Source organism: Paenibacillus sp. 598K, assembly GCF_003851045.1.
GTDB lineage: Bacteria > Bacillota > Bacilli > Paenibacillales > Paenibacillaceae > Paenibacillus_D.
The window spans coordinates 14,947-40,581 of sequence record NZ_BFBX01000054.1; the positions used below are offsets into that span (position 1 = coordinate 14,947).

21 protein-coding genes and 1 pseudogene are annotated in these 25,635 nt (G+C 57.6%); 21 read left to right on the forward strand and 1 reads right to left on the reverse strand.

All coding sequences use genetic code 11. The features are described from left to right. The first annotated feature begins 102 nt into the window (after positions 1 to 102). The 17 genes and pseudogenes from PA598K_RS16555 to PA598K_RS16630 all read left to right on the forward strand — a co-directional run bounded on the left by PA598K_RS16555 (position 103) and on the right by PA598K_RS16630 (position 18,114). Positions 103 to 1,734 carry a PEP/pyruvate-binding domain-containing protein gene (locus tag PA598K_RS16555; RefSeq protein WP_260405449.1) on the forward strand — a complete coding sequence of 544 codons (1,632 nt, stop codon included), beginning with the start codon at positions 103 to 105 and terminating at the stop codon, positions 1,732 to 1,734. Beyond that, entirely contained in the window at positions 1,734 to 2,765 is a 1,032-nt protein-coding gene (locus PA598K_RS16560) for a hypothetical protein (protein ID WP_128658032.1), read from the forward strand. The genes PA598K_RS16555 and PA598K_RS16560 overlap by 1 nt, the downstream gene beginning before the upstream one ends. Before the next feature lie 17 nt (positions 2,766 to 2,782). Further along, complete coding sequence (locus tag PA598K_RS16565; RefSeq protein ID WP_128658033.1) at positions 2,783 to 3,898, forward strand: nucleotidyltransferase domain-containing protein; 1,116 nt, start codon at positions 2,783 to 2,785, stop codon at positions 3,896 to 3,898. Between the two features lie 14 nt (positions 3,899 to 3,912). Further along, the gene (locus PA598K_RS16570) at positions 3,913 to 5,049 is read left to right on the forward strand and encodes an aminoacyl--tRNA ligase-related protein (protein ID WP_185602031.1); all 1,137 of its coding nucleotides are present in this window, start codon (positions 3,913 to 3,915) and stop codon (positions 5,047 to 5,049) included. Continuing rightward, entirely contained in the window at positions 5,036 to 5,323 is a 288-nt protein-coding gene (locus PA598K_RS16575) for an acyl carrier protein (RefSeq protein ID WP_128658035.1), read from the forward strand. Before PA598K_RS16570 ends, PA598K_RS16575 begins: the two co-directional genes overlap by 14 nt. A gap of 19 nt (positions 5,324 to 5,342) precedes the next feature. Then, on the forward strand, positions 5,343 to 7,283 hold the full coding sequence (locus PA598K_RS16580; RefSeq protein WP_128658036.1) for a PEP/pyruvate-binding domain-containing protein: 1,941 nt from the start codon (positions 5,343 to 5,345) through the stop codon (positions 7,281 to 7,283). Then, a complete protein-coding gene (locus PA598K_RS16585; protein ID WP_128658037.1) occupies positions 7,280 to 7,936 on the forward strand; it encodes a hypothetical protein in 657 nt (218 codons plus the stop codon). Before PA598K_RS16580 ends, PA598K_RS16585 begins: the two co-directional genes overlap by 4 nt. Then, on the forward strand, positions 7,933 to 9,696 hold the full coding sequence (locus tag PA598K_RS16590) for an ABC transporter ATP-binding protein (protein ID WP_128658038.1): 1,764 nt from the start codon (positions 7,933 to 7,935) through the stop codon (positions 9,694 to 9,696). Before PA598K_RS16585 ends, PA598K_RS16590 begins: the two co-directional genes overlap by 4 nt. Then, positions 9,693 to 11,402: an ABC transporter ATP-binding protein gene (locus PA598K_RS16595; protein ID WP_185602032.1), complete on the forward strand. Its 1,710-nt coding sequence runs from the start codon at positions 9,693 to 9,695 to the stop codon at positions 11,400 to 11,402. The genes PA598K_RS16590 and PA598K_RS16595 overlap by 4 nt, the downstream gene beginning before the upstream one ends. A gap of 33 nt (positions 11,403 to 11,435) precedes the next feature. Continuing rightward, positions 11,436 to 12,446 (forward strand): NAD-dependent epimerase/dehydratase family protein, encoded by a 1,011-nt coding sequence (locus tag PA598K_RS16600; RefSeq protein ID WP_128658040.1) that lies wholly within the window; start codon positions 11,436 to 11,438, stop codon positions 12,444 to 12,446. Between the two features lie 13 nt (positions 12,447 to 12,459). Next, positions 12,460 to 12,924 (forward strand): dTDP-4-dehydrorhamnose 3,5-epimerase family protein, encoded by a 465-nt coding sequence (locus PA598K_RS16605; protein ID WP_128658041.1) that lies wholly within the window; start codon positions 12,460 to 12,462, stop codon positions 12,922 to 12,924. Beyond that, the gene (gene rfbD / locus PA598K_RS16610; protein ID WP_128658042.1) at positions 12,918 to 13,790 is read left to right on the forward strand and encodes a dTDP-4-dehydrorhamnose reductase; all 873 of its coding nucleotides are present in this window, start codon (positions 12,918 to 12,920) and stop codon (positions 13,788 to 13,790) included. Before PA598K_RS16605 ends, rfbD begins: the two co-directional genes overlap by 7 nt. A gap of 16 nt (positions 13,791 to 13,806) precedes the next feature. Next, a complete protein-coding gene (locus PA598K_RS16615) occupies positions 13,807 to 14,592 on the forward strand; it encodes an MTAP family purine nucleoside phosphorylase (protein WP_128658043.1) in 786 nt (261 codons plus the stop codon). Between the two features lie 24 nt (positions 14,593 to 14,616). Next, positions 14,617 to 15,327, forward strand: a complete 711-nt coding sequence (locus PA598K_RS16620; RefSeq protein WP_128658044.1) for a hypothetical protein — start codon at positions 14,617 to 14,619, stop codon at positions 15,325 to 15,327. Next, complete coding sequence (locus tag PA598K_RS16625) at positions 15,324 to 16,052, forward strand: hypothetical protein (RefSeq protein ID WP_128658045.1); 729 nt, start codon at positions 15,324 to 15,326, stop codon at positions 16,050 to 16,052. Before PA598K_RS16620 ends, PA598K_RS16625 begins: the two co-directional genes overlap by 4 nt. Next, positions 16,021 to 16,239 (forward strand): annotated as a pseudogene (locus PA598K_RS39025) (carbamoyltransferase N-terminal domain-containing protein); the annotation flags it as partial. The gene PA598K_RS16625 and the pseudogene PA598K_RS39025, both read left to right, overlap by 32 nt. 42 nt (positions 16,240 to 16,281) lie before the next feature. Next, positions 16,282 to 18,114, forward strand: coding sequence for a carbamoyltransferase C-terminal domain-containing protein (locus PA598K_RS16630; RefSeq protein WP_260405447.1), 1,833 nt, complete (start codon positions 16,282 to 16,284; stop codon positions 18,112 to 18,114). A 33-nt stretch (positions 18,115 to 18,147) separates the two neighbouring features. Here the strand turns inward: PA598K_RS16630 and PA598K_RS16635 are convergent, their stop codons facing one another. After that, on the reverse strand, positions 18,148 to 19,137 hold the full coding sequence (locus PA598K_RS16635; protein ID WP_185602034.1) for an AraC family transcriptional regulator: 990 nt from the start codon (positions 19,135 to 19,137) through the stop codon (positions 18,148 to 18,150). A 202-nt stretch (positions 19,138 to 19,339) separates the two neighbouring features. Here PA598K_RS16635 and PA598K_RS16640 point away from each other — a divergent pair, with 202 nt between their 5' ends. The 4 genes from PA598K_RS16640 to PA598K_RS16655 all read left to right on the forward strand — a co-directional run. Beyond that, positions 19,340 to 21,838: a glycoside hydrolase family 38 N-terminal domain-containing protein gene (locus tag PA598K_RS16640; protein ID WP_185602035.1), complete on the forward strand. Its 2,499-nt coding sequence runs from the start codon at positions 19,340 to 19,342 to the stop codon at positions 21,836 to 21,838. Positions 21,839 to 21,887: 49 nt separating this feature from the next. Continuing rightward, on the forward strand, positions 21,888 to 23,042 hold the full coding sequence (locus PA598K_RS16645; protein ID WP_128658049.1) for a GntR family transcriptional regulator: 1,155 nt from the start codon (positions 21,888 to 21,890) through the stop codon (positions 23,040 to 23,042). 153 nt (positions 23,043 to 23,195) lie between these two features. Further along, positions 23,196 to 24,863 carry an ABC transporter substrate-binding protein gene (locus PA598K_RS16650; protein WP_260405448.1) on the forward strand — a complete coding sequence of 556 codons (1,668 nt, stop codon included), beginning with the start codon at positions 23,196 to 23,198 and terminating at the stop codon, positions 24,861 to 24,863. A gap of 21 nt (positions 24,864 to 24,884) precedes the next feature. Further along, a partial coding sequence (locus tag PA598K_RS16655) for a WD40 repeat domain-containing protein (protein ID WP_376739048.1) occupies positions 24,885 to 25,635 on the forward strand: 751 nt, incomplete at its 3' end.

A 25,635-nucleotide genomic window follows, 5' to 3' on the forward strand; every position in this document is an offset into this window, starting at 1 on the left:
ACATAAAATCTGGTTATTTGTCGTCGAATCCTATATATTTATAGGTAAAAATAGAAACAGTTGATAGATCTCGAAACGAGAGGGGCGATCCGCGAGATGGCGATGTATGTCCCATTGAGGGAGGCAACGGAGGTAGCGCAGGTAGGGGGCAAGGGCGAAATGTTGGGTCGCTTGCTCCGGTCCAAGGTCCATATTCCCGACGGGATCGTCTTTACGACAGAGATGCTGGTACGCTTCCTGGCCGATCATGGACTGGACGTAGCCGATGGGCAGACGCCAACGCCGGAGATGATCGGGAAGATTCGTCATGCGCTTAAGCATGCCGTATGGCAGCCGCATCAGTTGGAGTGGCTGCGCGAGGTGTACGATGCGATGCCTGGACGCATGTGCGTGCGCTCATCGGCTGTCCTGGAGGACGGACAGCATAGCAGCTACGCGGGCGTTTTTACATCCGTTCTGAACGTGACCACCTTTGGCGAATTTATCAGGGCCGTACGGGAGGTTTGGGAAAGCGCTTACGGACCGGATGCGGTCGCTTACGCCCAGCAGCGGAAGCATCCGCTCTTGCCCATGGCCGTCGTGGTGCAGCAGTTTCTCGATGCGACGGCATCAGGAGTCGCATTTCTTACGGAGGGTCGGTTGCATATATCGGCGACGTATGGGCTTGGGGTAGGCGTTGTCTCGGGGCGAGTGCCTGCAGATTCCTACACCCTGTCCCATCGAGGAGCAGAGCCGGAGCTGGAGATCCATGCCAAAGGAATCTGTTATGTCGCCAATGAGAGCGCGGTCACCATGCTCCACAAGCAGATGACGATCAAGCATCAGCAAAGCGAGATCGATCTGTACCCGTACGACACCGACGACCGAAATGCCGTCTATTTGTGTCAGGTGCTCCCGCAACGGCATGCTCAGCCTGCGAATAGCCCTGTCCTGAAACGGGACAACGTGCTGCGCTTGGCCGAGACTTTATATGCCCTGCAGGACGGCCCGCTCGGGTCAGGGGATTGGGATATCGAATGGTGCTGGCACCACGACGAGCCGCGAGTGTTGCAGGCGCGCCCGCTGACAAGCTCCAAGGTTGTGGAAGCGTACGATGCGGAGCCAGAGCCATCATCCGCGGGCCGACTGATCCTGACGGGCAAGCCGATCTCGGCCGGAGAAGGGATCGGTCCAGTGAGGAACATCAATAAGGATGAAGACTTAGACCGCATTGAGGCTGGAGATATTCTGGTCATGGACTGGATACCGGATCATTTTATCAGGATCTTGACCAAAGCCGCCGCTTTGCTTATATCCGACGGATCGCCACTGAGCCATTGCGCAATTATCGCCAGGGAGTGGAATATCCCCTGCGTCGGTGGCGTCCAGCGAGGGAGCTTGCAGGATGGCGTGTGGTATCGGGTGAACGGCTCTACCGGCAAAGTGTACGAGGCTGTGGACAGGCCCTCCGTTCATCAGCCAAGCGGGCTGCCAGCGCCTACGGAACGGCTCTATGTGCATGCCTGGCTCATACAGGCGATGGAAGCCGTGAACGCCTCGCCGGCCAGCGAAAAGCGATGGATGAACAAATGGAGGAAGCTGCTGCAGGCTGCAGGCCCGGATTGCGAGATCGTTACGGATGGGGTAGAGGAGCTGCTGCTTCCGGGCGACCCCCTTGCTCCGTTATTTGACCGGTTACTCGCTGGCGCGCTTCGGGATTGTCGCCCGGCCGGGCTGATCAGGGGGAGAGCGTAATGTTTTGGAAATGGTACAAGGACGGGGAGCACATCGTAGCGGGCGAACCGTTTTACGAGATGATTCGCAACGACCTTTACGGAGCGGGCGTACTGAATGTGCCTCAGGTGTTGCTTGGCGAGGAAGAGCCCTACGGACAACGTGTCGAGAAGACGATTTCACATCTTCCATTGGAACGGTTTTTCCACGTCTCCGGCTCGCTGCGGGACGGCATCCGGACCAGCATCAGCTTTAAAACCAGGCTTAGAGAGCTGACCTGGCGCGAGCTGCGAGCCTTCAACGAAGCGTCAAGGGTATTCGAGCGGGCAGTCGAGCTTGGCGACCTGACCCCCGAGCTGCTCCAGGCTTCGCTCGATGCGCACGGCAGAGTGCTGGCGCTGACGGAGTTTAATGCGATGCTGCCGTTGCAGTGGTACAGAGATCGATTGGCTGCGCTTTGCGAAGGGCGAGAGCCGATCCAGATGGACAGCTTCTCGTATAGCGAGATTATGCCGCATCGCTTGTTGCTGCGGCGAGGCAAGCTGAAGCTTGCGCTTACCTATTTGCGCTGCGGCGGCAAGCTGCGGTCCGCCGATTACCGGCACTACATCAAGCATTACAGCCATTTCGATATCCAGACGCTGCCGATGCTGAAGGACCCGCAGGACGAGGAGCGGCAGGCACTGCAGGAGGTGGAGCAGATCCTCAGCCACGCCTCGGAGGCGGACGTCAGAGAGGAGCTTGCTTCTCTCCGCACCCGTCGCTATGCCGCGAAGGCGCGTTATGACGCAAGCATGGGACGGGTTGTCGAGTATATGCATCAGAACGGCGAAGCTTGGCCTGCCATTCGCAATTTTGCAAGCGCGCTGGCTATGATTTCGCTGGCGACCACGGAGGAGGAGTATCGTCACATTTGCCAGGACCGCTTTTGGCGCGCGCTCGGCGCAGTCATCCGGGCACTGGAGCTGCCTCCGTCCAGAGTCAATTGCAGCAGCCTGGTCGAGGCGTTGAGGCAACGCCCTCTACTGAGCCTAAGCTACAACCTTTATTAGGGAGAGGGTGGGAAAGCATGGAAGGCAGAGAGGGACTTGCGCCTGAGCAAAAGCTGGTGCTGCTGCTCTCCCGGGCGACGTTCAGCCAGGCGGACGAAAGCGAGCTGCGGGAGGCGGTGGGGAATACGTCGCTGGACTGGTATGCCATCCACAACATGGCTATCAAAAATCGCGTCTTGCCCCTGCTGTGGAAAAATGTATACGACCGGAACTACGAGGATTACATGCCGCGCAGATTGCAGGAAATGGCGCAGCTCATCTACCTCGGCACCGGAGAAAGAAACCGGGTCTATCTGGCGCAGCTCGAAGAGGTGCTGACGGCCTTCCAGGCTGCGGGCATCCCCGTCTCGCCGCTGAAGGGCGGCTATCTGATCCAACATGTCTATGGTGACCTGGGCGTCAGATCGGTCAACGACATGGATTGTATGATCGACTTCGAGGACAGAGCCCGGGTGGACGAGCTAATGCGATCGCTTGGGTATATCCAGGGGGAGCTGGATCGGTCGGACGGATTGATCAAGCCGATCAGTCGAGCGCGTCAGATCAAGTGGAGGACCATGATGAGCAATTTGTATCCGTACCAGAAGCAAAGTCCATCGCCGTATTTGCGAGAGGTTTCCTTTGACTTCTGCTTCAGCTTCGAGAGACAGACGGGCCCGGTGCAGCATATGATCTCACGTCTTGAGCAGGAGACGGCGTCTCCCCATCCCGTGCTCAGGCCCAGCGACTTTTTTACGCATCTTTGCTGCCATTTGTACAAGGAAGCTAATCATGCGGCATGGATCGTCTTTGAGAAGGATATTAACCTCATTAAATTTTGCGATGTGCGTGAATACGTGCTGCGCAAGATGAGCCGCGAGGAGCTTTTGGAGGCGGTGGCGTTTGCCCGCGAATACGGACTGGAGAAGGCGCTTTTCTTCACGCTATTTTACCTTCAACAAATCTATGATGACGGGTACGAGCAAGCGCTGATGGACGCGATCGGCATCGGGGATGATCTGCAATGGCTCCACACCTACGGGACGAGCGATTTTGGCGAAGCGAGGACGTGGAAGAAGAGCTTCTGGGCAAGGCTATTCGCTTCCGACAATAAGGAAGAGCTAGAAAGCATGCCTCACTTTTTCGAGAGCTGATGGGAGGTAACCGGATGGTATTTCGATACGCCTTGCATGGACGACTGAATGCTGCACAGGCGGAGAGCTTAAGCTTCAAGTTAAGTTACTCGTATGAGCAGATGAGCTCTTGTCGCTATGACGAGAGCTCGCATGAGGTCGTGGTGGAGCTTGATGACCCGGACCATGCGCCAGCACTTGCGACAATAGTCGAAAAGTTGATCGAGTCATCGTTGAAGGAAAGACAGATTGGCAAGCGCGTCATCTGCGAGACGGAGAAAATGGAGGCGAACGTCCTAGGCTCGGTACAGCGGCCCGTATTCGACGGGATGCGTTACGAAGGCGCTGCACTCGCCATATTCGAAGCTGTGGATGCGAGGTTGGCCCGGTTGGCAGACGGGTATGCCTCGGAGCGAAGGCGGTACTCGGCCTCCATTTCGTTGGAGACGATGGAGAAATGCAATTATGTATCGTATTTCCCCCAGAATCTGTACATGATTTCCGAGATTCCGCATCAGTATGACGCGTTGCAGCAAATCAAGGCGACGGGCGATTATCGCCAGCATGCCAGACTGGGCGAGCGGGCGCTGACCCCGGCCGTCTGCTTTCACTGTTACGAGGAGTTCAGCGACTCTATCGTGGATCAGCCTGTCGTCATCAGCTCGGCAGGCCATTGCTTCCGCCATGAGGCGACCTGGAGGAAGAGCAGCTACCGCCTCAAGGAATTCCAGATGAGAGAGATTGTCTATCTTGGAGATGAACAAACGGTGTCGGAGCTTCGGAGCGCAATCATGACGGAGGTGTGGACCTTGTTTTGCGAGCTTGGCCTTACGGGCAGGATCGAGACCGCGGCCGATCCGTTCTATTACCCGCAGGACAATCCGATGGCGTTCCATCAAATCATGGCGGAGATGAAATACGAGCTGGTGGCGCAGACCGGCGACGAACAGTTTTCGATTGCCTCGTTTAATCACGTCCACGACTCGTTGACTCGTCAGTTTCGGATTACAGATCGCAGCCGGCAGCCTGTGCACTCGGGCTGCGTAGCGTTTGGCGTCGATCGCTGGGTGTATTTGCTGTTATGCGAGTACGGCCCGGACTTGGACGAGTGGCCGGATCGAGTAAAGCACATCTTGGCGGCGGGAGGCGTGCAGGATTATGCCATCCAATAGGTTGTCGTTGCTAGGTAAGGTGCAAGCCATCCTCCGCGACGTGTTGGAGGGGACAGAGGGTTATAACGGCTCGGTCGATCCTGACGACCTGAAGCTCGATTCCATGAAGACGATCCAGTTGATCGTTCGGCTGGAGAGCGAATTCGACTTCTTGTTTGAGGATGATGATTTAATGCTCGATAAATTCAAGACGGCGGAACTGATCGTAACGTTGTTGGAGGAGAAATATGGCGTAGGGAGCGATTCGCTTGTTATGGAAACTGGGGAGCTTTGAAGACCGGGAGCGGCCAAACGTGGGGAACAAAGCCTATCAGTTAGGTCATCTGATCGCCAGAGGATTCCGGGTGCCTCCCGGATACGTCATCCCCCGCGTCTACTTGGACGAGCTTTTGCTGCACAATCAACAGCAAGATGTTTTCCGAAGGCTGCTGGAGGATGACGGCGTATTAAATCGCTTCCACAAGCTGCAAAAGCTGATCATGGGACTGGAGCTGCCGGCGCTGCTGCGCGCTGAGCTGGAGCGGCTGCTGGAGGCATACGGCACACTGGCGGCAAGAAGCTCCGCTGCGAGCGAGGATGCATCGACCTCCAGCATGGCTGGCCAATATAGTTCGGTAACGGGCATTCAGACGATAGAGCAGCTCGGCGATGCCGTCTTGTCCTGCTTTGCTTCGGCGTACTCGCAGGGCGTATACGTCCAGGGCAACTTTGGCGAAGGCACAGCGGTGATTATACAGCAGTATTTGGCGTTCGAGGTGGGGGGAGTCGCTTTTAGCGAGTCGCCCGATCCAGCGATGGAGCGGGATGTGATGGCGATTAACGCCGCGCCGGGCGGCATTGAGCAGATCGTATCGGGCATCAGCACGGGCGAGACGTCGATGGTCCCCAGGTATGGGCAGGTGAAGCCCGGCAAGCTGTTATCGACTCAGACCCTGCTCGAGCTAAGACAACTCTGCTCGGAGCTGGAGGCGCTATCGGGCGGTCCAGTGGACGTGGAATGGGGACTCTTGCGACAGCAGCTATATGTAGTCCAGTCTCGCCCCTTGACGGTCCGGAGGAAGGAGCTTGACCAAGCCTGCATCGTCGACATCGACGATATCGCCGCCTGCTCTGCACTGGATCTGGGGGAACTGCGAGACAAGCATTGGCGCTGGTTCGACAAAAAACATCATGTCCGTCACGCCTGCAGGAAAGCAGGCGTGAACGTGTCCAAGGTGAGCTATCTGCTTAGTCCTGCGGACGCTGCGCAGGCGGGAGAGGCTATTGCCCGCTTGAGCAGACAGCTCGGAACGCCACACCTTGAAGTATACGATGGCCGGGCGTTTCATCTCATGGCCAAGGAGAAGCTGCACTCGTTTTGCTCTCGGAAGACGGATGGGTTTGCGACGCCGCTGCGATTGCTCGTGCAGGAATATATCGCGACGCAGTGCTGCGGCTTTGCAAGTCGCGATGCCGAGGGCAACATCTATGTCGAATCGCTTCCGGGCGGGTTCCGCAGCTTCTGGCTCGAAGGCTCGACGCCCACCACCTATTTGTTGTCGCCGGAAGGGGCGCCGCTTCATGAGAAGCTGCAACGGGTGGATAGCTATTTCCGCTTTGACAGCCAGGCCCTGGACTTCGTGCGCGTACAGGTCGAGCGAGCGGAGGAGCATAAGCTGACGCAGAGGCAATTGGCTGCGATCGTCGGCCTCACCGGGCAACTGTCCGCGCTGCTCGGCGAGGTGCGGATCGAATGGGTGTTTGACGGGGAGGAAATCCGGTTTTTCGACCTGTCGGAGGAGACGCGCCCGCTTGTCGAGACGCTTGGGCTCGGTACGGTGTTGTCCTCGGGCTATGCGGAAGGGCAGGCTTGCGTATTGGACGATATCCATACGTTTGACGCTTTGTTCGACGATGTGCTGAGCGAGGTCGATGTGGTGCCCAAAGCGGCATTCCTGGAGCTTGTACAGTCCGAGCCCTGTCATGCGCTTATCCGTTCGGTGCTTCAAGGCGCGGACAAGCCGATCGTCGTAGCGGAGTATCCGAAGCGCACGCTGGCGGTTATGACGGACCATGTCTCGGGATTTGTGTTCGAGCGCGGCGCCCTGTTATGTCATCTCGCCATTATCCTGAGAGAGAAGGGAATCCCCGCTCTGGTCGTGGAGGACGCCCGTCAGGCCGTCCGTCACGGAGCGCAGCTGAGCTTGGCGAACGGGAAGCTGTTGAATCATGAGGAACAGGGAGTGAAGCGATGAATTGGTCGTCTTTTTTGCAGCGTCTGGAGACGCTGGATTGGAGCAGCGACACGGAGGAGACGTTCCGCCAGGCAGCAGCGATATTGCAAGTGATGGCGAGCTCTCCTGGTGGCTTGCTGGAGAGAGCGAGAGCGATTGTGGAAGACCCGGAGCAGTTGGCGCGCTACAAAGCGATCGTGAACTTTCCTAGCAAAATTATGGACAAATTCACCTTGTATGTCGATCCCCGCAATGATTTTGCGATCCGTCTGCATCGGATGAAAAACCGGGCAGGCAACGCGGGAAAGGTTCCGCAGGTTCATAGTCATGATTGGTCGTTTGCATCGGTGATCCTGAAAGGGGCCTACCACGAATCGAGCTATCACATCGACTCTATCGATACGGATCAGAGCTCGGCCGAGCTCCGACATGTGGAGGATCGAACGTTGACGGCAGGGTCGATCAACATCGGCATGTCCAATACGGCGCATCGAACGTGGAACGATGGCGAAGAGGACTGTTGGACATTGTTCGTGCGGGGACAAATACAGGGCGGTGGTTTTAAGGTGTACGACCTGGAGCAGGGCAGCTTTTTTTACAATCCCGACAAAGCGCCGAAGCCGCTGACGGATGAAGCTTACGCCGAAGCGCTGTTGCAGATTGCTGCAATATGAAGCCCGAGCGTCAGAGCAAGGCGAGCTATGTGAAGCTGTTTTTATGGGCGCTCTCCTATACCAGACAACAGATGGCTGCGCTAATTGCCTTTATCCTGGCGGGTCTCGTCGCCACACTGGTCGAGCTGAGCATCCCCAAGGCCATCCAGTATTTCGTGGACGATATTATCCCTGCCCGCAGCATGACGCAGCTGATGTGGGTGATGGCCGCGCTAGGGGTAGCCGTCATCGTGATGTTCGCCTTGACGGCTTATCGCAATTATTTGCAGCGCCTTATCCAGGAAAACGCAACCCGGCGTCTCCAATCGGCTTTGTTCAACCACCTTCGTCATCTGGGCATGGCTTATTATGAAATGAAGCCGGTCGGCGAAACCTTGTCATTGTTTCAGCTCGAAGTGGCGAACATCAGGCGACTATATAGCGAATATTTGCCGAAGGTCATTCGAGACTTCCTGCTTTTGATGGTGTCGTTTGGCTTTCTCATCCAGATTCATTGGCAGATGGCCGTATCCTTGCTGCCTTGTTTTCTGGTTTATTACGCCGTCGGTCCGTATTTCGAGCGGAGAGCGGTGGCCCATGGCATGGAGGCGCGCGACCATCAGGTGACCTATAACCGCCAGCTGTACGATACGGTATCCGGCTGGGTCGAGCTGCGGCTCAACGGACGCGAACAGTGGAAGCGGACCAGGGATCTCGAGCAGCTGGCCAAGGCGCAGCAGTCGACGAGAGCGCATTTTTTGTTCGCGGATATTCGGACGGCCTTTCGTTACATTTCTGTGTATCTCGGCGTGGTCGTTTTGTTTTTTTACGGGATACAGTTGGTCAGACAGGGCGGACTCTCGATCGGCCAATTCGTGGCCTTTTCGTTTTATTGCTTTATTATGCTTAATAATATGACCAGCTTTATCCGTCTGATAACCGAGCAGCGATTTTTGCTTTTGAAGGCGGAGCGCCTGTACCGCTTTTTCCAGACCAAGCCTGTCATAGAAGAGAGCGCGTCTCCTGTCGTGCTTCAGGAGGTCAGGGGAGAAATTCATTTTCATCGGGTTTCCTTTCACTACGCGCCCGAATACAAAACGCTGCATGAGCTTAGCTTTCAGATTAAGGCAGGCGAGAAGGTGGCGTTCGTCGGCGAGAGCGGCTCGGGGAAGACGACGATCCTCAAGCTGATCAGCCGGATGTACGATCCGCAGGAGGGGCGCATCACGCTCGATGGCGTGCCGCTCGCTTCGCTGTCGTTGGCCCAGCTCCGGGATGCGATCGGGTACGTGTTTCAGGATACGTATTTGTTTAATGCTTCGATCCGCGACAATATCCGGTTTGGCCGGCCGGACGCTACGGAGCAAGACATCGTGGAAGCGGCCAAGGCTGCGTATGCGCATGACTTCATCTCGGCGATACAGGAGGGCTACGATACGCTAGTGGGCGAGCGCGGGATCAAGCTGTCCGGCGGACAAAAGCAGCGGATTTCCTTGGCCCGGATGTTCATCAAAAACCCGCGGATCGTGGTGCTGGACGAAGCGACAGCTTCGCTGGACAATGTGAGCGAGGTCGAGGTGCAACGCGCCTTGGAGCGGCTGTTGAAGGGGCGGACAACGATCGCGGTGGCGCATCGTTTAACCACAATCGAGCACTTTGACCGGATCTTGTACGTGGAGAATGGTAGAATTGCCGAAGCCGGCAGCTACGACGAGCTGATGTCGCGCAACGGATGGCTGAACCAGCTAGCGGCGAGCGGGCAGGGAGGGGGATGGACATGAAGGATATCCGGTGGATGCTGCAGTATGTCGGGCGCATCAAATGGTCGCTGCTCCTGCTGATCTCCATACTCCTGCTCGAAAATGTGATGAACACCGTCATGGTCGGCGTCAACAAGTATATCGTGGACGAAATTTTCATTCAGGGGAAATACCATTTATTTATCCCGATTATAAGTGTGTTCGTAGCCTCCTTCCTGTTGTACAACGCCTTTACCGTCCTATCTCGGCAGATTCGGCTTCGGTCCGAGCATCTGCTCACGCGTATGCTGAGCGAGAAGCTGATGAAGCGTATCTCCAGATTGCCGACAGCGACCTATTACAAAGAAAATAGCGCCAAATACGTCAACTATTTTACAACCGATATTAACCAGGCCTCCAATACGATGACCGGCTATTTTCCCGATGCGTTTCAAGCGGCCACCAAGGTTATTATTTTGACCATCGTCATCGGACTGCAAAATCCGGTTATGGTCGCAGGCGTATTTGGACTCGCGTTCGTCTATATCGCGCTGGGTAAAAAGCTCGCACCGTCTCTAAGGGCAGCCTCCTTGGCGACGCAAGAGACGAATGCCGAGGTGCAGGCGGTGATCGAGGAGGGTATATCATCGACGCGCGAGGTGTTGGCTTACAATCGACTCGACTGGGAGCGCGAACGCTATAACCGGCGCTTCGACCGCTATTACGACAAGGTGATGCGGGAATGCAAGGCGATCAATCGCAAGCTGTGGTTAAGCGATCCGCTGAAATGGATCTTGCATCTTCTCGTTATCGGATACGGGGGCTACCTGGTCATCCAGGACAGCTTGTCGCTCGGGAGCTATGTGATCCTCTATCAATTCGCATGGCAGCTAATGGATGCGGTCAGCCAGTTATACAACGCCCTCATGCAGGTCCCCTCGCAGCTCGGGAACATTATTCGTCTGCGGGGCATGCTGTCCGCAGAGCAGATCGAGGACGGGGCGGAGGCGCTGACGGACGAGATCCGCGCACTGACGTTCCGGGACGTCACATTTGCCTACGAGGGCTCCAATCGCCCTGCGCTCTATCGGCTAAAGGTTGACTTCCCGGTAGGCTGCAAGATCGGAGTCGTCGGCGGTAGCGGTGGGGGCAAATCGACGCTTGCGCAGCTATTGACCCGATTGTATGATCCTGGCGATGGACGCATCGAGGTCAATGGCACGAAGCTGAGCGATCTGACACGCGAGTCGTGGCGGGACCGGATTGGCGTCGTCACCCAGGAGGTGTATCTGTTCCCTGACACGATCTGGACGAATATTACATTGGGCGAGTCTTACCGTCCGCAGGAGGTATACGACGTCAGTCGGTTGGCTCACATTCATACCTTTATCGAGTCCTTGCCGGAAGGCTACGAGACTCGCTTGGGAGAGCGGGGCGTCAATCTGTCTGGCGGTCAGAAGCAGCGTCTCGCCTTGGCCAGAGCTCTGCTGCGCAACCCCGACATTTTGATTTTGGACGAGGCAACCTCCGCCCTGGACCTGACGACCGAACGGCTGATTCAGCAAGGGCTGGACGATTACCGGAGAGGCAAGACGACGATCCTGATTGCCCACCGGCTCTCCACCATTCAGAATGCAGATCATATCTTGGTCATCCAGAACGGTCAATTAGTCGAGGAGGGCACGCATGAGCAATTGCTTCAGCATTCGACGACATACAGGCAGCTTGTCCAGAGCCATAGCGCATAGAAGGGATTAGGGTATGAACGGGAGGAATGCGAGATGAAGCATGTGCTGTTGGTTGGAGGAGCGGGGTACGTCGGCTCTGTGTTGGTCAGGCATCTGTTGCAGGCGGGCTATCGGACGACGCTTGTAGATACGTTTGATTATGGCAGGGGGACGCTTGCTGCTTATGAAGGCTTGTTGGGTATCATCGAGGCGGATATGCGGAGCATCGGGCGGGAGATGCTGGAGACCGTCGATGCGGTCATTAATCTGGGCGGCTTCTCCAATGACCCGACGGCCAACTACAATCCGGCCAAAAATTGGGCGTTGAATAGGGTAGCTGCTGCTGAGCTGGCCCGCAACAGCAAGAGCGCGGGCGTGCCGCTATACATCCTTGCCAGCTCTTGCTCCATCTATGATCGGCAGCGGCTTGCGGGAGATGCGGACGCTTTGTTGACCGAAGACAGCCATGTCGAGCCGCTTGGCCCGTATTCGGTATCCAAATATGAGGCGGAGCAAGCCATTTTACCGTTGAGGGACGAGCATTTCATGCCGGTAATCTTGAGGAAAGGCACCGTTTACGGCTATTCTCCCCGCATGCGGTTTGATCTGGTCGTCAATACGATGGTGAAGGACGCGCTGACCAAAAATCAAATTACGCTTCATCTGGGCGGAGAAATGTGGCGACCGATGATTGAGGTGAACGATGTGGCGAGGGCGTATCTTCAGGCGATCGAGGCAAGCTACGACCCGCATGATTCCGGTATCTACAATATTTTGAGCCAAAACGTGCGAATCTCCGAAGTCGGGCTGAGAGTACTGCATACATTGCGCGAGCTAGGACACGAGTGCGACCTGCGCATGGACTATGCGATGAGCGGCATTCGGAACTATCGCGTCGACAACGCAAAGGCGAAAGCGCGGTTTGGATTGCAGTCGGAGCATAGCATCGAGAGCGCAGTAGCGGACATTTATCGTCGCTATCGCGAGCAGGCATGGATGCTGGAGGACGATATCTACTATAACATGAAGTGGATGAAAAGCAGGGAGGAGCAAGCGATCCGATGAAAGGAGCCAAAGGATGATCCAATCAGGCGAGATTGAAGGGGTTCGACTCATCAACCTTACTGTACACAACGACAACCGGGGCTGGCTCTGCGAGTTGGTGCGCGAGGACGATGATTTCTATCAGCGCTTCGGCCAGCTCTATGTGGTGAACAACTATCAAGCCAACGTGGTCCGCGCCTTCCATATGCACAAGGAACAGGATGAGATTTTCATCGTGACCTCGGGCGCCATTCAATTCATTCTGGTGGATGAGCGGGAGGACTGTCGGACCTTCAAAACGATGAAACGCGTCGTCATGGACGGCAACCGACCGCAGGCGCTGACGGTGCCGAGAGGGGTACAGCATGGGTCTATGGCGCTCGTGGACGGAGCGCAGATCACAGCGCTGACGACCCAGCCTTATCGTGCCGGACATCCCGACGAGGTGAGGGTGCCCTCCGATCACTACGGCGACATCTGGGGGCTTGGCGGATGGTGAGGAAGGTCGCGGTGCTGGGCGCCAGCGGCTTGCTAGCCTTCGACATGATACGCATGTACGAGCAGCAGGGCTGGCAGGTATTCAGACTTGCCAAGGACGAGCTGGATGTGACGGATAGGGATCAGACAAGCCGGATGCTGTCCGAGCTGTTGCCGGATGTCGTGGTCAACACGGCAGCCTATATGAATGCGGATCGTTGCGAGCAAGATCCGTTGCAGGCTTACAAGGTCAACGCGCTGGGCGCCAGAAACGTGGCCCGTGCCTGCGATGCGTCAGGCGCCATCCATATTTGGTTCAGCTCCGATTTTGTGTTTGACGGGCAGCAGCGGCATCCCTATGTCGAGGATGATCCAGTGAATCCGTTGATGGTGTACGGCGTGACCAAGGCCGCCGGCGAGATGGAGGTCAGAGGCAACAGCGCCAAGCATTATATCGTGCGCACCTCGGGCTTGTTTGGAGCGGGCGGCAGCCATTTTATCGAACGTATGCTGCTCAAAGCGAGACGAAATGAACCATTAGCCATTGTCGACGATATTTATATGTCGCCTTGCTATACGAAGCATCTGGCGGCAACGGTCTATGCAATCGTGGAGCAAGAGCTGGATTACGGAACCTATCATGTCGTAAACGATGGCATAGCTTCGTGGTATGGCATGTGCCAGGAAGCCTTTTCGATCCTTGGGATATCCAGCGCCATCGAGCCGATCTATATGGAGGAGCGCTATCGCACAGATCCCTCGTTGGCCAAGCGTCCGTTGTATACGGCGATGTCCAGCAATCGATTGCGAATCAGGGGGCTGGCGACTGAGGATTGGCGAAGCGCCCTGAGAAGCTATTTAACCGAGAAAGGCTACACCAGTCCATAATTAGGGGGGAACGGCCGTGAAAGTAGGCATTATCGTCAGCACCGGATTTAATCTTGCCTCGCTGGGTCCGGATTGGAGCGACGTCGTCGTAGAAACAACGGAGGGTATTATCCCATTCTCCAACGCGACGATCGGAGACGTGGAGGTCTATGCAGCCAGGCGGAACGGCTGGAGCAAGGCCTGTCCGCCGCATAAGGTCAATTATGCGGGGATTATCGCTGCCTTCAAAGAAGCAGGGGTGCATCAAATCGTCGCCACCTCGGTGGTCGGTTCATTATCCGAGGCGATTGAGCCCGGCACGATTGTCGTTCTCGATCAGTTTTTGGACTTTACAAAGCATCGCGTCTCCACCGCCTTCAAGGACGGAGCTTTTGCGTTTTGCGATTTCACGGAGCCGTATTGCCCGGAGCTGCGAGGCTTGCTCATAGAGGGCTGCAGGGAGCAAGGGAGCCGCTACAGGGATACGGGATGTTATGTCGGAGTCGACGGCCCGCGCTACGAGACGGCGGCAGAGGTTCGGATGTACGGCAGGCTGGGCGGGGACGTCGTCGGGATGACCAATATTCCCGAGTGCATCCTGGCGCGCGAGAGCGGCATTTGCTACGCTTCGGCATCGCTGGTCGTCAATTATGGCGCAGGGATCGTCGGACCTGTGACGAGAGAGGATTGCTATGACAATACGATCAAGCATATCGGGGAGATGGAGGGACTGCTGGCCGAGGCGATCAAGCGGCTGCCTCAGACGTCGTTGCGCTGCTCCTGCTCCGAGGTTGCTGCCGATATGATTCGTCTTCAGTCGTGATCGCCAGAGATGGAGTCTGATTTTATGAAGGGGCATCTGATCGTATTCGAAGGCATTTGCTGCTCCGGCAAAACGACGATTTTCAACCCGATCTGCGAGCAGTTCCCTGTAGTCAAGCTGCAAGAGTCTTTTTATGCTGCGACGGATCCGCCTCCTCCTCCGACCACTCCGGCGGAAGCGATCCGCAACGATGCGTATTACTTGGCGCTCGATGAGCAGAGATGGCAAGCGGCGACGGCTATCGTGAACTCGGGAAGGCATCTGCTCGCGGAGCGCTGCGTCCTCGGCACGATCTCGATCTGTTATGGGTACCAGCCGATCTATCGCTCCTATCCTGCCGCGATGGACGTCCTGATGAAGAGCCTCGAGAGAGGCTGGTTCGCGGCTCCGACTGCCTATCTGTGGTTTAAGACCGATCTGGAGGTGATCCAGACACGCCTGCGCGACAAGCAAGCGAGGCGTCATCTCGTAGGCGAGGGCTGGACCCATCCTGAGGCACTGGAGCTGCAGCATCAGCTGCTGGAACGCTATTTTGCTATAACGAAAACGCCGGTCTATATCATTGACGGCAATGCAAGCCTGAGCGAGCGAATGGAAGCTGTCTATTCGCGCATCCGATCCATTCTGCATGAACCGGCACACGATGTCTATCCGGATCCTTTAGCGCATAGCCGGCAAATGATCCGTTTTTTGCAACGTTCGGTCGACGAAATGAACGAAAGGGGATGCGTATGAACGGGAACTGGGACGACCTGATGCATCAATTGGCGCTTGATATCCAGTGGGACCATCCGGTTGCGGAAGAAGCGGCCAAGATGGAGAAGGCTTTGCAGCGTCTGACCTCCGATCCTGCGTTACTCCTCGGCAGGCTGGAGCAGCTCCGCGCAAGCGATGAGGGATGTGACTACCCTATAGCCTATAAGGAGCAGTTCAACTATCCCGCCAAGATCATGGATATTATGCCGCTTTATATCGATCCCGAGGGCCGCTTCGCGGTCCGACTGCATCGGATCAAGGGGAGGCGGCAAGGCGCGCCCAAGCAGACAAAGCTGCATAGCCACGATTGGATGTTTGCCACGTATATGCTGAGCGGCGCCTATCTCGAGCCTTATTACAAGATCGTCAGCACCGATGAGACCGAGCAGACGGCGCAGCTCGCTTATCTCCAGGACAGAGTGTTGGAGCAAGGCCAGAGCCAGTCGATGCTGCTCGATTACGCGCATGAGACGGTCAACGAGCAAGAAGAGGATGCCTACACGCTTGTGCTGATCGGTCAATCATCGGGCCGTGGATTTATGAATTACGATCTGGCGACGGGGACTTACTCGGTCAAACGGTTAACTCACAGTGAGACGCCTGCGAGGGAGCAGTGGCTCGATTGCGTACGGATGTTCCAGGATCAACTGCTGCAGCTTGCGCCAGAAGACCATGTCGATATCGGCATGCAGGCAGAGGAGTAGATTGCGATTGGGAAACTATTATTTAGGCATCAATTGCGGCAGGCATGACGCTGCCGCGGCTCTCATTAAGGATGGCGTACTGCTCTGCGCAGTTGAACAGGAGCGCTTCAGCAGGAATAAACGGGCCGTAGGGGAGGCGCCGATCGACGCTGTCTTGTTCTGTCTTCAGTTCGCTGGCATTACGCTTGACGAGGTTTCGGCCGTTGGCCTTGGCTGGGATTATCCCAGGATGAGAGCTTTATACGACGAGCCCCGCGACGGTAGAGATGCGGTAGAGACGTTATTTCCGGCGGACAGATTTCCCGATCAAGCGATCCCGCCCGTCCTCCCGATCGACCACCATATCGCTCATGCTGCTAGCGCTTATTATGCCAGCGGGTTTGAGGATGCGGCGGTATTGGTTGTTGATGGCGGCGGCGAGACGGCATCGACCACGCTGGCCAGGGCGCAAGGCAACCGGATCGATGTGTTGGAGCAGATCAAGCTGCCCTTTTCCCTGGGAGGCTACTATGCGGCCGCTACCCGCTATACCGGGATGAAAGCGCGCCATGCCGGGAAGTTCATGGGGCTGGCCGCTTATGGGCGAGCCGATCAGGAGATGCCGTTGCGGGTGAGCGACGAGCTGCGGCTGGAGCTTGACGGCTGCCTGCCGGAGTCCGGCAGCTTTGCCGATCTTGGCGCATTTCGCGATCTGCTGGAGAGCCACTTCGAGCGTCACCACTTTCCTTACCGGAGAGGAGACGGAGTCGACCTGTATCCCTATGTCGGGTTTGCGGCATCCGTGCAGCACTCGCTCGAGCAGGCCTTGCTGCATCTGGTTCGCCAGCTGCGTCGCCTCACCGACGCTACGAATCTGGTCATCGCTGGCGGGGTTGGACTGAATTGCACAGCCAACGGCGTTATTGCCGATTCGGGCATTTTCGAACACCTGTTTATTCAGCCCGCATCGCATGATGCGGGCGTTGCGATCGGAGCTGCTTTTGAAGCCGCCAAATGCAAGGGGGAAGCTCTTGTTTCGTCGAGGATGGATGATGCGTACCTTGGGCCTTCCTACAGCGATGAGCAGATCCATGCGGCGATTGTACAGCGCGGTCTGTCCTATACGCGATGCTCCGAGGAGGAGTTGATCCATCAGACTGCCGATTTTCTCCAGCAGGGCAAGCTGATCGGCTGGTTCCAGGGCAGGGCCGAATTCGGACCGCGGGCGCTCGGAGCGCGCAGCATCATAGGCAATCCTATGGATAGAGAGACGCTTGTTCGTTTGAATCGGTTGAAGAGGCGGGAGATGTGGAGGCCGTTTGCGCCAAGCGTTATTGAAGAGGCATTCGATGCGTTTTTTGAGAGTGCGCATCCGTCGCCCTTCATGATCGTGGCAGCCAAGGTGCTCCGTGACAAACAAAAAGAAGTGCCAGCTGTTGTTCATGTCGACGGGTCAGCGAGGCCCCAAGCTGTCAGACGCAGTGTGAACCCCCGTTATTGGGGTGTCATCGATGAGTTTGGGAGAAGGACAGGCATTCCAATCGTTGTCAACACGTCCTTTAACCTCGACCATGAACCGATCGTACTCCGGCCCGAGGAAGCGCTCGCCAATTACGAGACGACAGAGCTCGACGCGTTGGTCATCGGGAGTTACGTGCTCTCTAAACAAGAAGGGTTTCACATTCCTTATAAGGAATCTCCTCCCGCAGCGCGTTCGACCCCGTTGGACAAGCGATTAATTACGGTTCACCGCTATATCCGCAGCCATTTCCAACAGTCGCTCTCTTTGCAGCAACTGTCCGATCTTATCGCGTGCAATCCCATTTATTTGAGCAACACCTATTCGAAGGTCTTTCGCGTATCGCCCATGAAGCATATCCAGAATTTGCGGATGGAAAAGGCTAAAGAGCTGCTCGTCGCGGACGAGCGGAATATTAGAGAAATTGCTCAATCATTAGGGTATTTTTCGGCCTCTCACTTCTCTGAGCTGTTCAAAAAATACTACCAGATGACGCCGAGTCAATATCGGATCAGCCAGGCGATGCAAAAGCTCGGGGCAGCCGATAACAACGAATCGATGTAAGTGGGCGACGGCTTGAGTTATGCTTGCGGAGAGTTAATCGTACCTTTTGACGAACAGCGTGGCCGGAGCTTCCGGTCGCGCTTTTTGGCGTCCAAGGCGATATTGCGATGGGGTGCAGCCATAAGCGCGCTTGAACGCCTTGCTGAAATAGTAGATGTCGGGATAACCGGAGCGCTCGGCGACCTCGCGGATCATCAGCTCCTGCTGCATCAGCAGGGAGGCGGCTTTCTCCAGACGCAGCCGGTTCATCCGCTCGACCAGCGTCATCCCGGTTCGCTCCTTGTACAGACGAGCCAGATGTCCGTAGCTCATATGGAGCGAGGCGGCCAGCTCGGTCATGCTGCACTTGTCCTTGGTGAAGTCCTCCAGATAGACCTCGACCTTGCGCACGAGCGGATCGGCGGTCCGGTGTGGGCTGGCGGATGCGCCTACCGGGCTGCTATGCGCGGCAGCCTCTTGCATCGCGGCAGCCTGCGCGGCGAGCATATCCAGGAGCCCTGCCAGCTGCAGCTGCAGCGCAAAGACCGGGCGCTCGCCCGCAGCCGCCCCCTCTACGAATGACAGGAGCTGCTCCCGTATGCTGTTACTAGCTGCATGCGCGCCCGGCGGGAACGTCTGGAGGCGCAGCAGCCGGCGGAAGTAGGTCAGCTCCGGCTCGGCCTGGTCCCGCAGGCCGGACCTCCGCGAGCCTCCCATGCGGCGCTTCATGCGCCAGCGGATGCATAGCCCTTCATGCGGATTGCCGCGTACATACTGATGCGAGTGGATCATTCCTGGCGGGATGAGGAAGTATTCTCCGGCCCGGACACGCACCGTCTGCTGGCCGAAGGTTGTGTACATCTCGCCGGACAGCACATAGTTGAGCTCGTACCAGGTGTGGGTGTGCGGCGGACAGCCGCTGGCATTGCCGATTTGTTCTAACATGATGTCGATCCAGTCGATCCAGACATCCTCGATGACGATCTCCGTACAGCATTGCTGGAATCCGGGCGGGCAATCCGCTTTCCACCTTGCGATATCCATCCTGACACGCTCCGTTCCTGTGAGGGGAGTTTTCTTCCTTTTTACTATCATATCATAATAAGACAAAACCTGATGCGGTATATCCATTTTCATCGCCACGGCCCGGCACCATAATGAGGAGGAAACATCAGACTGTTGAAAAAGGACCGTAGGCTTAACTTTTCAACGAGTCTGAAACATCCTAATGATGGGGGCTTTGACGATGTCCAACAGAAGACTGCATCTGCTCAGCAACGCGCATCTCGATCCGGTATGGCAATGGGAGTGGGAGGAGGGAGCCGCAGCGGCGGTATCGACCTTCCGCGCAGCCGCGGAGTTCTGCGAGGAGTTTGGCGGCTATGTGTTTAATCATAACGAGGTCATCCTCTACCAGTGGGTGGAGGAATACGAGCCGGAGCTGTTCCGCCGCATCCAGCAGTTGGTAGCCGAAGGCAAATGGCATATTATGGGCGGCTGGTATTTGCAGCCGGACTGCAATATGCCGTCGGGCGAGTCGTTCGTCCGGCAGATCCTGCATGGCCGCACCTACTTCCTGGAGAAGTTCGGCGTGCGACCGACGACTGCGATCAACTTCGACTCCTTCGGGCATACGCGCGGGCTTGTGCAGATCCTGCAGCAAGCCGGGTACGACTCGTACATCTTTATGCGCCCGGATTCGTTCCCGACGCTGCCGGCGCAGGATTTCATCTGGGAGGGTTATAACGGCAGCTCGGTGATGGCGCACAAGGTGCACAGCGGCTACAATAGCTTGCTCGGCAAGGCGGGCGAGAAGATCGAAGCGTGGCTGGCGGAGCACGGCGATGCCCCAGTCAGCCTGCTGCTATGGGGTGTCGGCAATCATGGCGGCGGACCGTCGCGCGTCGACCTGCGCCGGATCGCCGAGTTGCAGCGCGACTATGCGGGCCGGACGGAGATTGTGCATTCGACGCCGGAGCGTTACTTTGCCGAGCTGGCGCAGTATGCCGACCAACTGCCGCGTTACGACGGCGATCTGAATCCGCGCTTCGTCGGCTGCTACACGTCGATGATCCGCATCAAGCAGAAGCATCGCCAATTGGAGAACGAATGGCTGGCAACGGAGAAGATGCTGTCGGCTGCCTCGGCCCAGGGTCTGATGTCTTATCCGGCAGAGGAGCTGCGCGGCGCGGTCGACGATCTGCTGATGGCGCAATTCCACGACATCCTGCCTGGCACGTCGATCCAGCCGGCGGAGGAGGCCTCGCTGCGTCTGCTCGACCACGGTCTGGAGCGGATCGCGCGTCTGCGCGCCCGCGCCTTCTTCGCGCTGGCCTCCGGTCAGGCGAAGGCGCGGGAGAAGCATTACCCCGTGCTCGTCTACAATCCGCATCCTTATCCGGTGAAGGGACACTTCGCCTGCGAATTTATGCTCGAGGATCAGAACTGGGCTCAGCAGTTCTCGCTGCCGGTCGTGCTCCGGGACGGCCGCCGCATCCCGTCTCAGCCGGAAAAGGAGCATAGCAATCTTAATCTGGACTGGCGCAAGCGCGTCGTCTTCGAGGCCGAGCTGGCGCCGATGTCGATGAACCGGTTCGACTGCGTGATGGAGATGCTCGAGTCGAAGCCAGCGCCGCAATTGGCGGAGCAGGACGGACGTTACGTGTTCCAGACGGAGGAGCTGCGCGTCGTCATCAATAGCGGGACGGGGCTGATCGACGAGTATGTGGCGGGAGGCGTCAGCTTCCTGCGACCAGGAGCCTGTGCGCCAATCGTAGTGGAGGACAACGAGGACCCGTGGCGGATGGACGTTGACGCCTTTCCGAACGTAATCGGCGAGTTCCGCTTGTTGTCGCCGGAGAAGGGGACGGCATTCTCGGGCGTGAAGCAAGGGCTGTTGCCATCGGTGCGCGTCATCGAGGACGGCGATGTCCGCACGGTGATCGAGGCGGTGCTCGACTATGGCGACTCTTTTATCTGCCAGACCTACCGTCTGCCCAAGCGCGGCACGGAGGTGGAGATCGAGGTGCGCGTCTATTGGAATGAGAAGGACGCCATGCTGAAGCTCGCCGTGCCGACGCTGCTGGAGAGCCCGATCTACCTAGGTCAGACCGCCTATGGCGTCACTGAGCTGCCGGGCAATCGCCAGGAAGCGGTAGCTCAGCGCTGGGTTGCGTTGGACAGCGGGGAGCAGGCGCTTACCTGCATCAACAACGGGATCTACGGCTCGGATTATGCCGACGGCGAGCTGCGTCTATCGCTGCTGCGCGGGGCAGGCTATTGCGCCCATCCGATCGAGGACCGGCCGATCCTCGTCCAGGACCGCTTCCTGCCTCGCATCGACCAGGGGGAGCGCAAGTTTATGTTCTGGCTTAATGCCGGTCAGAGCACTCCCCGGATGGAGGCTGTCGATCGCGAAGCGACGGCGCGTAATGAACAGCCGTACGCGCTATCCTTTTTCCCGTCGGGTACAGGGCAGCTCGCTCAGCCTGTGCTCGTGCTGGAGGATGAAGTCGTCCAGCTCGCTGCGTTCAAGCAAGCTGAGGATGGCGCGGCGTATATCGCAAGACTATTCGAGCCGACGGGGCGGGGAGCCTGCACGGTGCTGCGAGCGCCAACGGCGGGACTGGAGCTGGAGGTGGAGCTGGCCGGCTTCGAGGTGGCGACGTTTCGGCTGGACATGACGCTTGGGAAGATCGAGAGGATCGGGCTGTGCGAAGAGCCAATTAATTTTCAAAAAAGATAGCTTATTTCCCGATAACTTAGTATACTAGGTTTGAAGGAGTCGATGCTACTTGTCTACACCAACCAAATATCAAGTGATCGTCAATGATATCAAAGCAAAAATCGATAGCGGCGAGTGGCAGCCGGATACGCAGATCCCGTCGCAGACCGAGCTGGCCCAGCTGTACGATACGAGCGAGATGACCTCGCGACGCGCGCTCTCCGAGCTGGTCAATGAGGGACGAATCTATCGTCTGCGCGGCAAAGGGTCGTTCGTGCGCGGCGAGCGCGCTGCTGATCCTGCGGAGGTAAAGGCGACGCGGGGGCCGGCTGCGGCGCGCGCTCTTAATACGAATGGATTGGAGAAGCTCTACCTTGTGCACAATACAGGCGCTCAGATCCTCTACCTGGAGCATCGCTTCTATGACGATATGTTCGGAGCGATCCGCGAGGAGTCGGGGCGACGCGGCATCGCGGTCGAATGGTGGGACTATTCGTTGCACGGCAAGCTCCCAGATACACCGAATGCCGGGTTTATCGTGACGACGATGGGCGAGCGCGAATTTTCCTCCGGGCAGATCGAGCAGTGGATGCAGGAGGGGCGCCACCTGGTGACTGTGCACTCGTACTTCCCGCAATTCTCGGTGCCGTACGTCATCATCGACAATCTGACCGGCGGCTATCTGGCCACGCATCATCTGCTGGAGCTGGGGCACCGGCGGATCGGCATCCTGCTCACCGGCGCTTCGCTCGTCGATCTGAACCAGGAGTTCTCGCTACGGCTGCAGGGCTACAAGCTGGCGCTTAACCTGGCGCATCTGCCGCTCGACCCGGAGCTGGTCCATGTCGTCAACGACGACACCGAGAGCCAGCAGTCGGGGGAGCTGGGCTACCGCTACTTCGAGCAGCTGGCGGAGCCGCCGACGGCGATCTTCGCCGCCAGCGACCTCAAGGCCTATGGCCTGGCGCGCGCTGCCCAGCAGCGCGGGCTGTCGGTGCCGGAGGATCTCAGCATCGTCGGCTATGACGATATGCGATTCGCACAGTACGTCGGCCTGACGACGATCAACCAGAACTCCGCGCTCATGGGCAAGCGAGCGGTGGAGATTCTGTGCTCGGACAACGCCGCCAAGCGCGGCAGCGCTTCGCTCAAGGACGAGATCGTCCCGCAGCTCGTCGTCCGTCAGTCGACGGCGGCTTGCCGCTCTGCGATCAGCTCCCCGTGAGGCAGTTGCTCCACATCCCTAACCATAGACGCTGTGCGCTCCCGGCTGTCTATGGTTTTTTTGTTGACACAATCTAACCTCGTGTATTAGAATTCTAATTATCAACTAAGTTAGTTGTTAGTATTCTTAATCTACAGGGCAGGGGGATATCAAGTGATCCGAGCAAAGAGAATGACACGGTATGTGCTGGTGCTTGTCGTGATGATGTCGGTCGTCTTGGCAGCGTGCACGAAAACTGAAAGCGGTAACAATGGCAAGGTAGTTACGCCTCCGTCTGATCCCGGCAAGACAACGGACGAAGGTCAGCAGACGGACAATAAGGAGCTCTCCGGCAATCTCAACATCGTGCTGCCGCAGCAGAGCAGCGAGGTATGGAACAAGGTGGCCGACGCCTATATGTCGAAGCATCCCGACGTCAAGGTGAACGTCGAGATCAAACCGCTCAAGGGCTACAAGGAATGGCTGACCGCTCAGTTCGCGGCAGGCGACCCGTCGGTCGATCTGGCAGTCATCAATGAAGTCGTCGACCTGCAAGCGCAGCGCAAGTTCGTCAACTACTACCCGTGGTTCGACAAGACTAATCCCTACACCGGCAAGCCGTGGAAGGAGAGCTTCAACCTCGAGGCGATGGGGATCAACCTCGGCGCGGTTGGCGCCGACGATTCGTTGTATACGCTTAACTTCGAGACGGTGCAGATCCTGTGGCTCTACAACAAGGAAATTTTCGCCCAGGTCGGCGCGACCGAGCCGCCGCAGACATTCGACGAGCTGATCGCGATCTTCGAGAAGGTGAAGATAGCGGGCTTGACGCCATTTGCGATCGCCGGCGACTCGGCATCGATCTGGTCCGGTCAGGCCGGCTGGCTGATGCGGATCTATCCGGACCAGTATTTCCGCGACAGCATCGAGATCTCGCGCTCCCAGGAGCAGGATTACACCTACAACCCCGATATCGACGACAGCTGGAGCTATGATGTGACCGATCCGTACAATGACTCCGAGAGCCGGGTATCCAAAAATCCGCTCCGCGTCTGGAAGGCGATCCAGGATCAGCAAGGCGACTACAAGATGGCAGACAACCCGAGCTGGAAGGCTGTCATGGAAAATCTCAAGACGCTGTTCAGCTATACGCCGGAAGGGTTTTTCGGCATCAATGACACGCAAGCGTACCAGCTGTTCCTGACCGGCAAGGCGGCGGCCATGCTAGGCGCGCCATCGGCTTACTGGCAGCTGCCCAAGGACTTCGCCGATGCCGACAAGACCGGCGCGCAAGGCGGCGTCAAGCCGTTCGAATTCGGATTTTACAATATGCCTTCGATGGAGGGCGAGCATGTGCAGGCGCCGGCGCGTACGATCCAGCTGCCGATCGGCTTCTATGGCCTCGTGCAAAAGGATGCCAAGCAAACCGAGCTGAGCGTCGACTTCATGATGTACCTGACTTCTCCCGAGGGCTACAGCGTCTATGTGACGGCGATCCAGAACAGCCGCGACGCAGCGCTCAACGGCCCGCCGGCGCTGAACGACATCACGCTGCCGGAGGAGATGTCCAAGGCATTCGCCTCCTTCGAGCCGATCGGCAATCTGGAAGGGATGCAGGGTCCGGCCAATACGATCGCGCGCGGCTTGCAGGACTACCAGCCGTCCGTCCAGGAGTATGTCAGTCTGGTGCAGCAATATTTCTTCGACAAGCTGACGGTGGACGATTATCTCGTGAAGATGCAGGAGCAGATGCTGCGTTACTTGCCGGAAGCGCTCACGTTCCGCAAGCTGGATCTGACCGATCTCGATCACCCGGAGCGTCAGCCCCCTAAGCGCGAATAGAGAAAGGTGGTATGGTGACCCATGAGACGGAGCGCAGTCCTGTCCGCAGCCTTAAGCATCCTGTTGTGCCTCATCCTCGTCGTACCGGCTGCCGCCTCCGACCTGCGATGGTCAGTCGGCGACACCTATATTACTTCGCTCGCTGTGCGAGGCGACGGCGAAGCGGTCGCTGTCGGCACCTATGACGCGACAGCGTCCGTCTACGACGCGACCGGCGAGCGTCAGCTCGAATTCATTGCCGGCAATGTCGTGACGGGCGTAACCTTCCTCGAGGACGGCAGTCTGCTCGTCTCCTCCGACGATCGACAGCTGTACCGGATCGCCCCCGATGCGAGCGTCGTCTGGAGCTTGCCGCTGCGACGGGCGGTGACCGGCGTCGCCGCCTCGCAGGACGGCTCCCGTGTACTGGCGCTGCTCAAGGGCGATCCGAAGGCGTATCTGTTCGACCAGGACGGTCAGCCGCAGGGCGAGCTGGAGATCGGCATCCAGCCGCGCAAGGCGGATCTCTCGGACAATGGCGAGTGGATCGCGCTCGGCGGGTCCGACCAGTACGTCTATGTCATCGACGGCGAGCTGGAGCAGGTGGGCAAGCATAGCATCAGCGGCACGATCGATGCGCTGACGATCACCGACGAAGGTCGGGTCGTCGTCGGCTCCTCGACCGGCAGCGTCGTCATCCTGGAGCCGGACGGCCGCCGCATCGAGTTCAGCGCGGCAGATGCGGTGACGGCTGTGGCGGCGACCGCCGACGGCCGCTATATCGCGGGCTCCG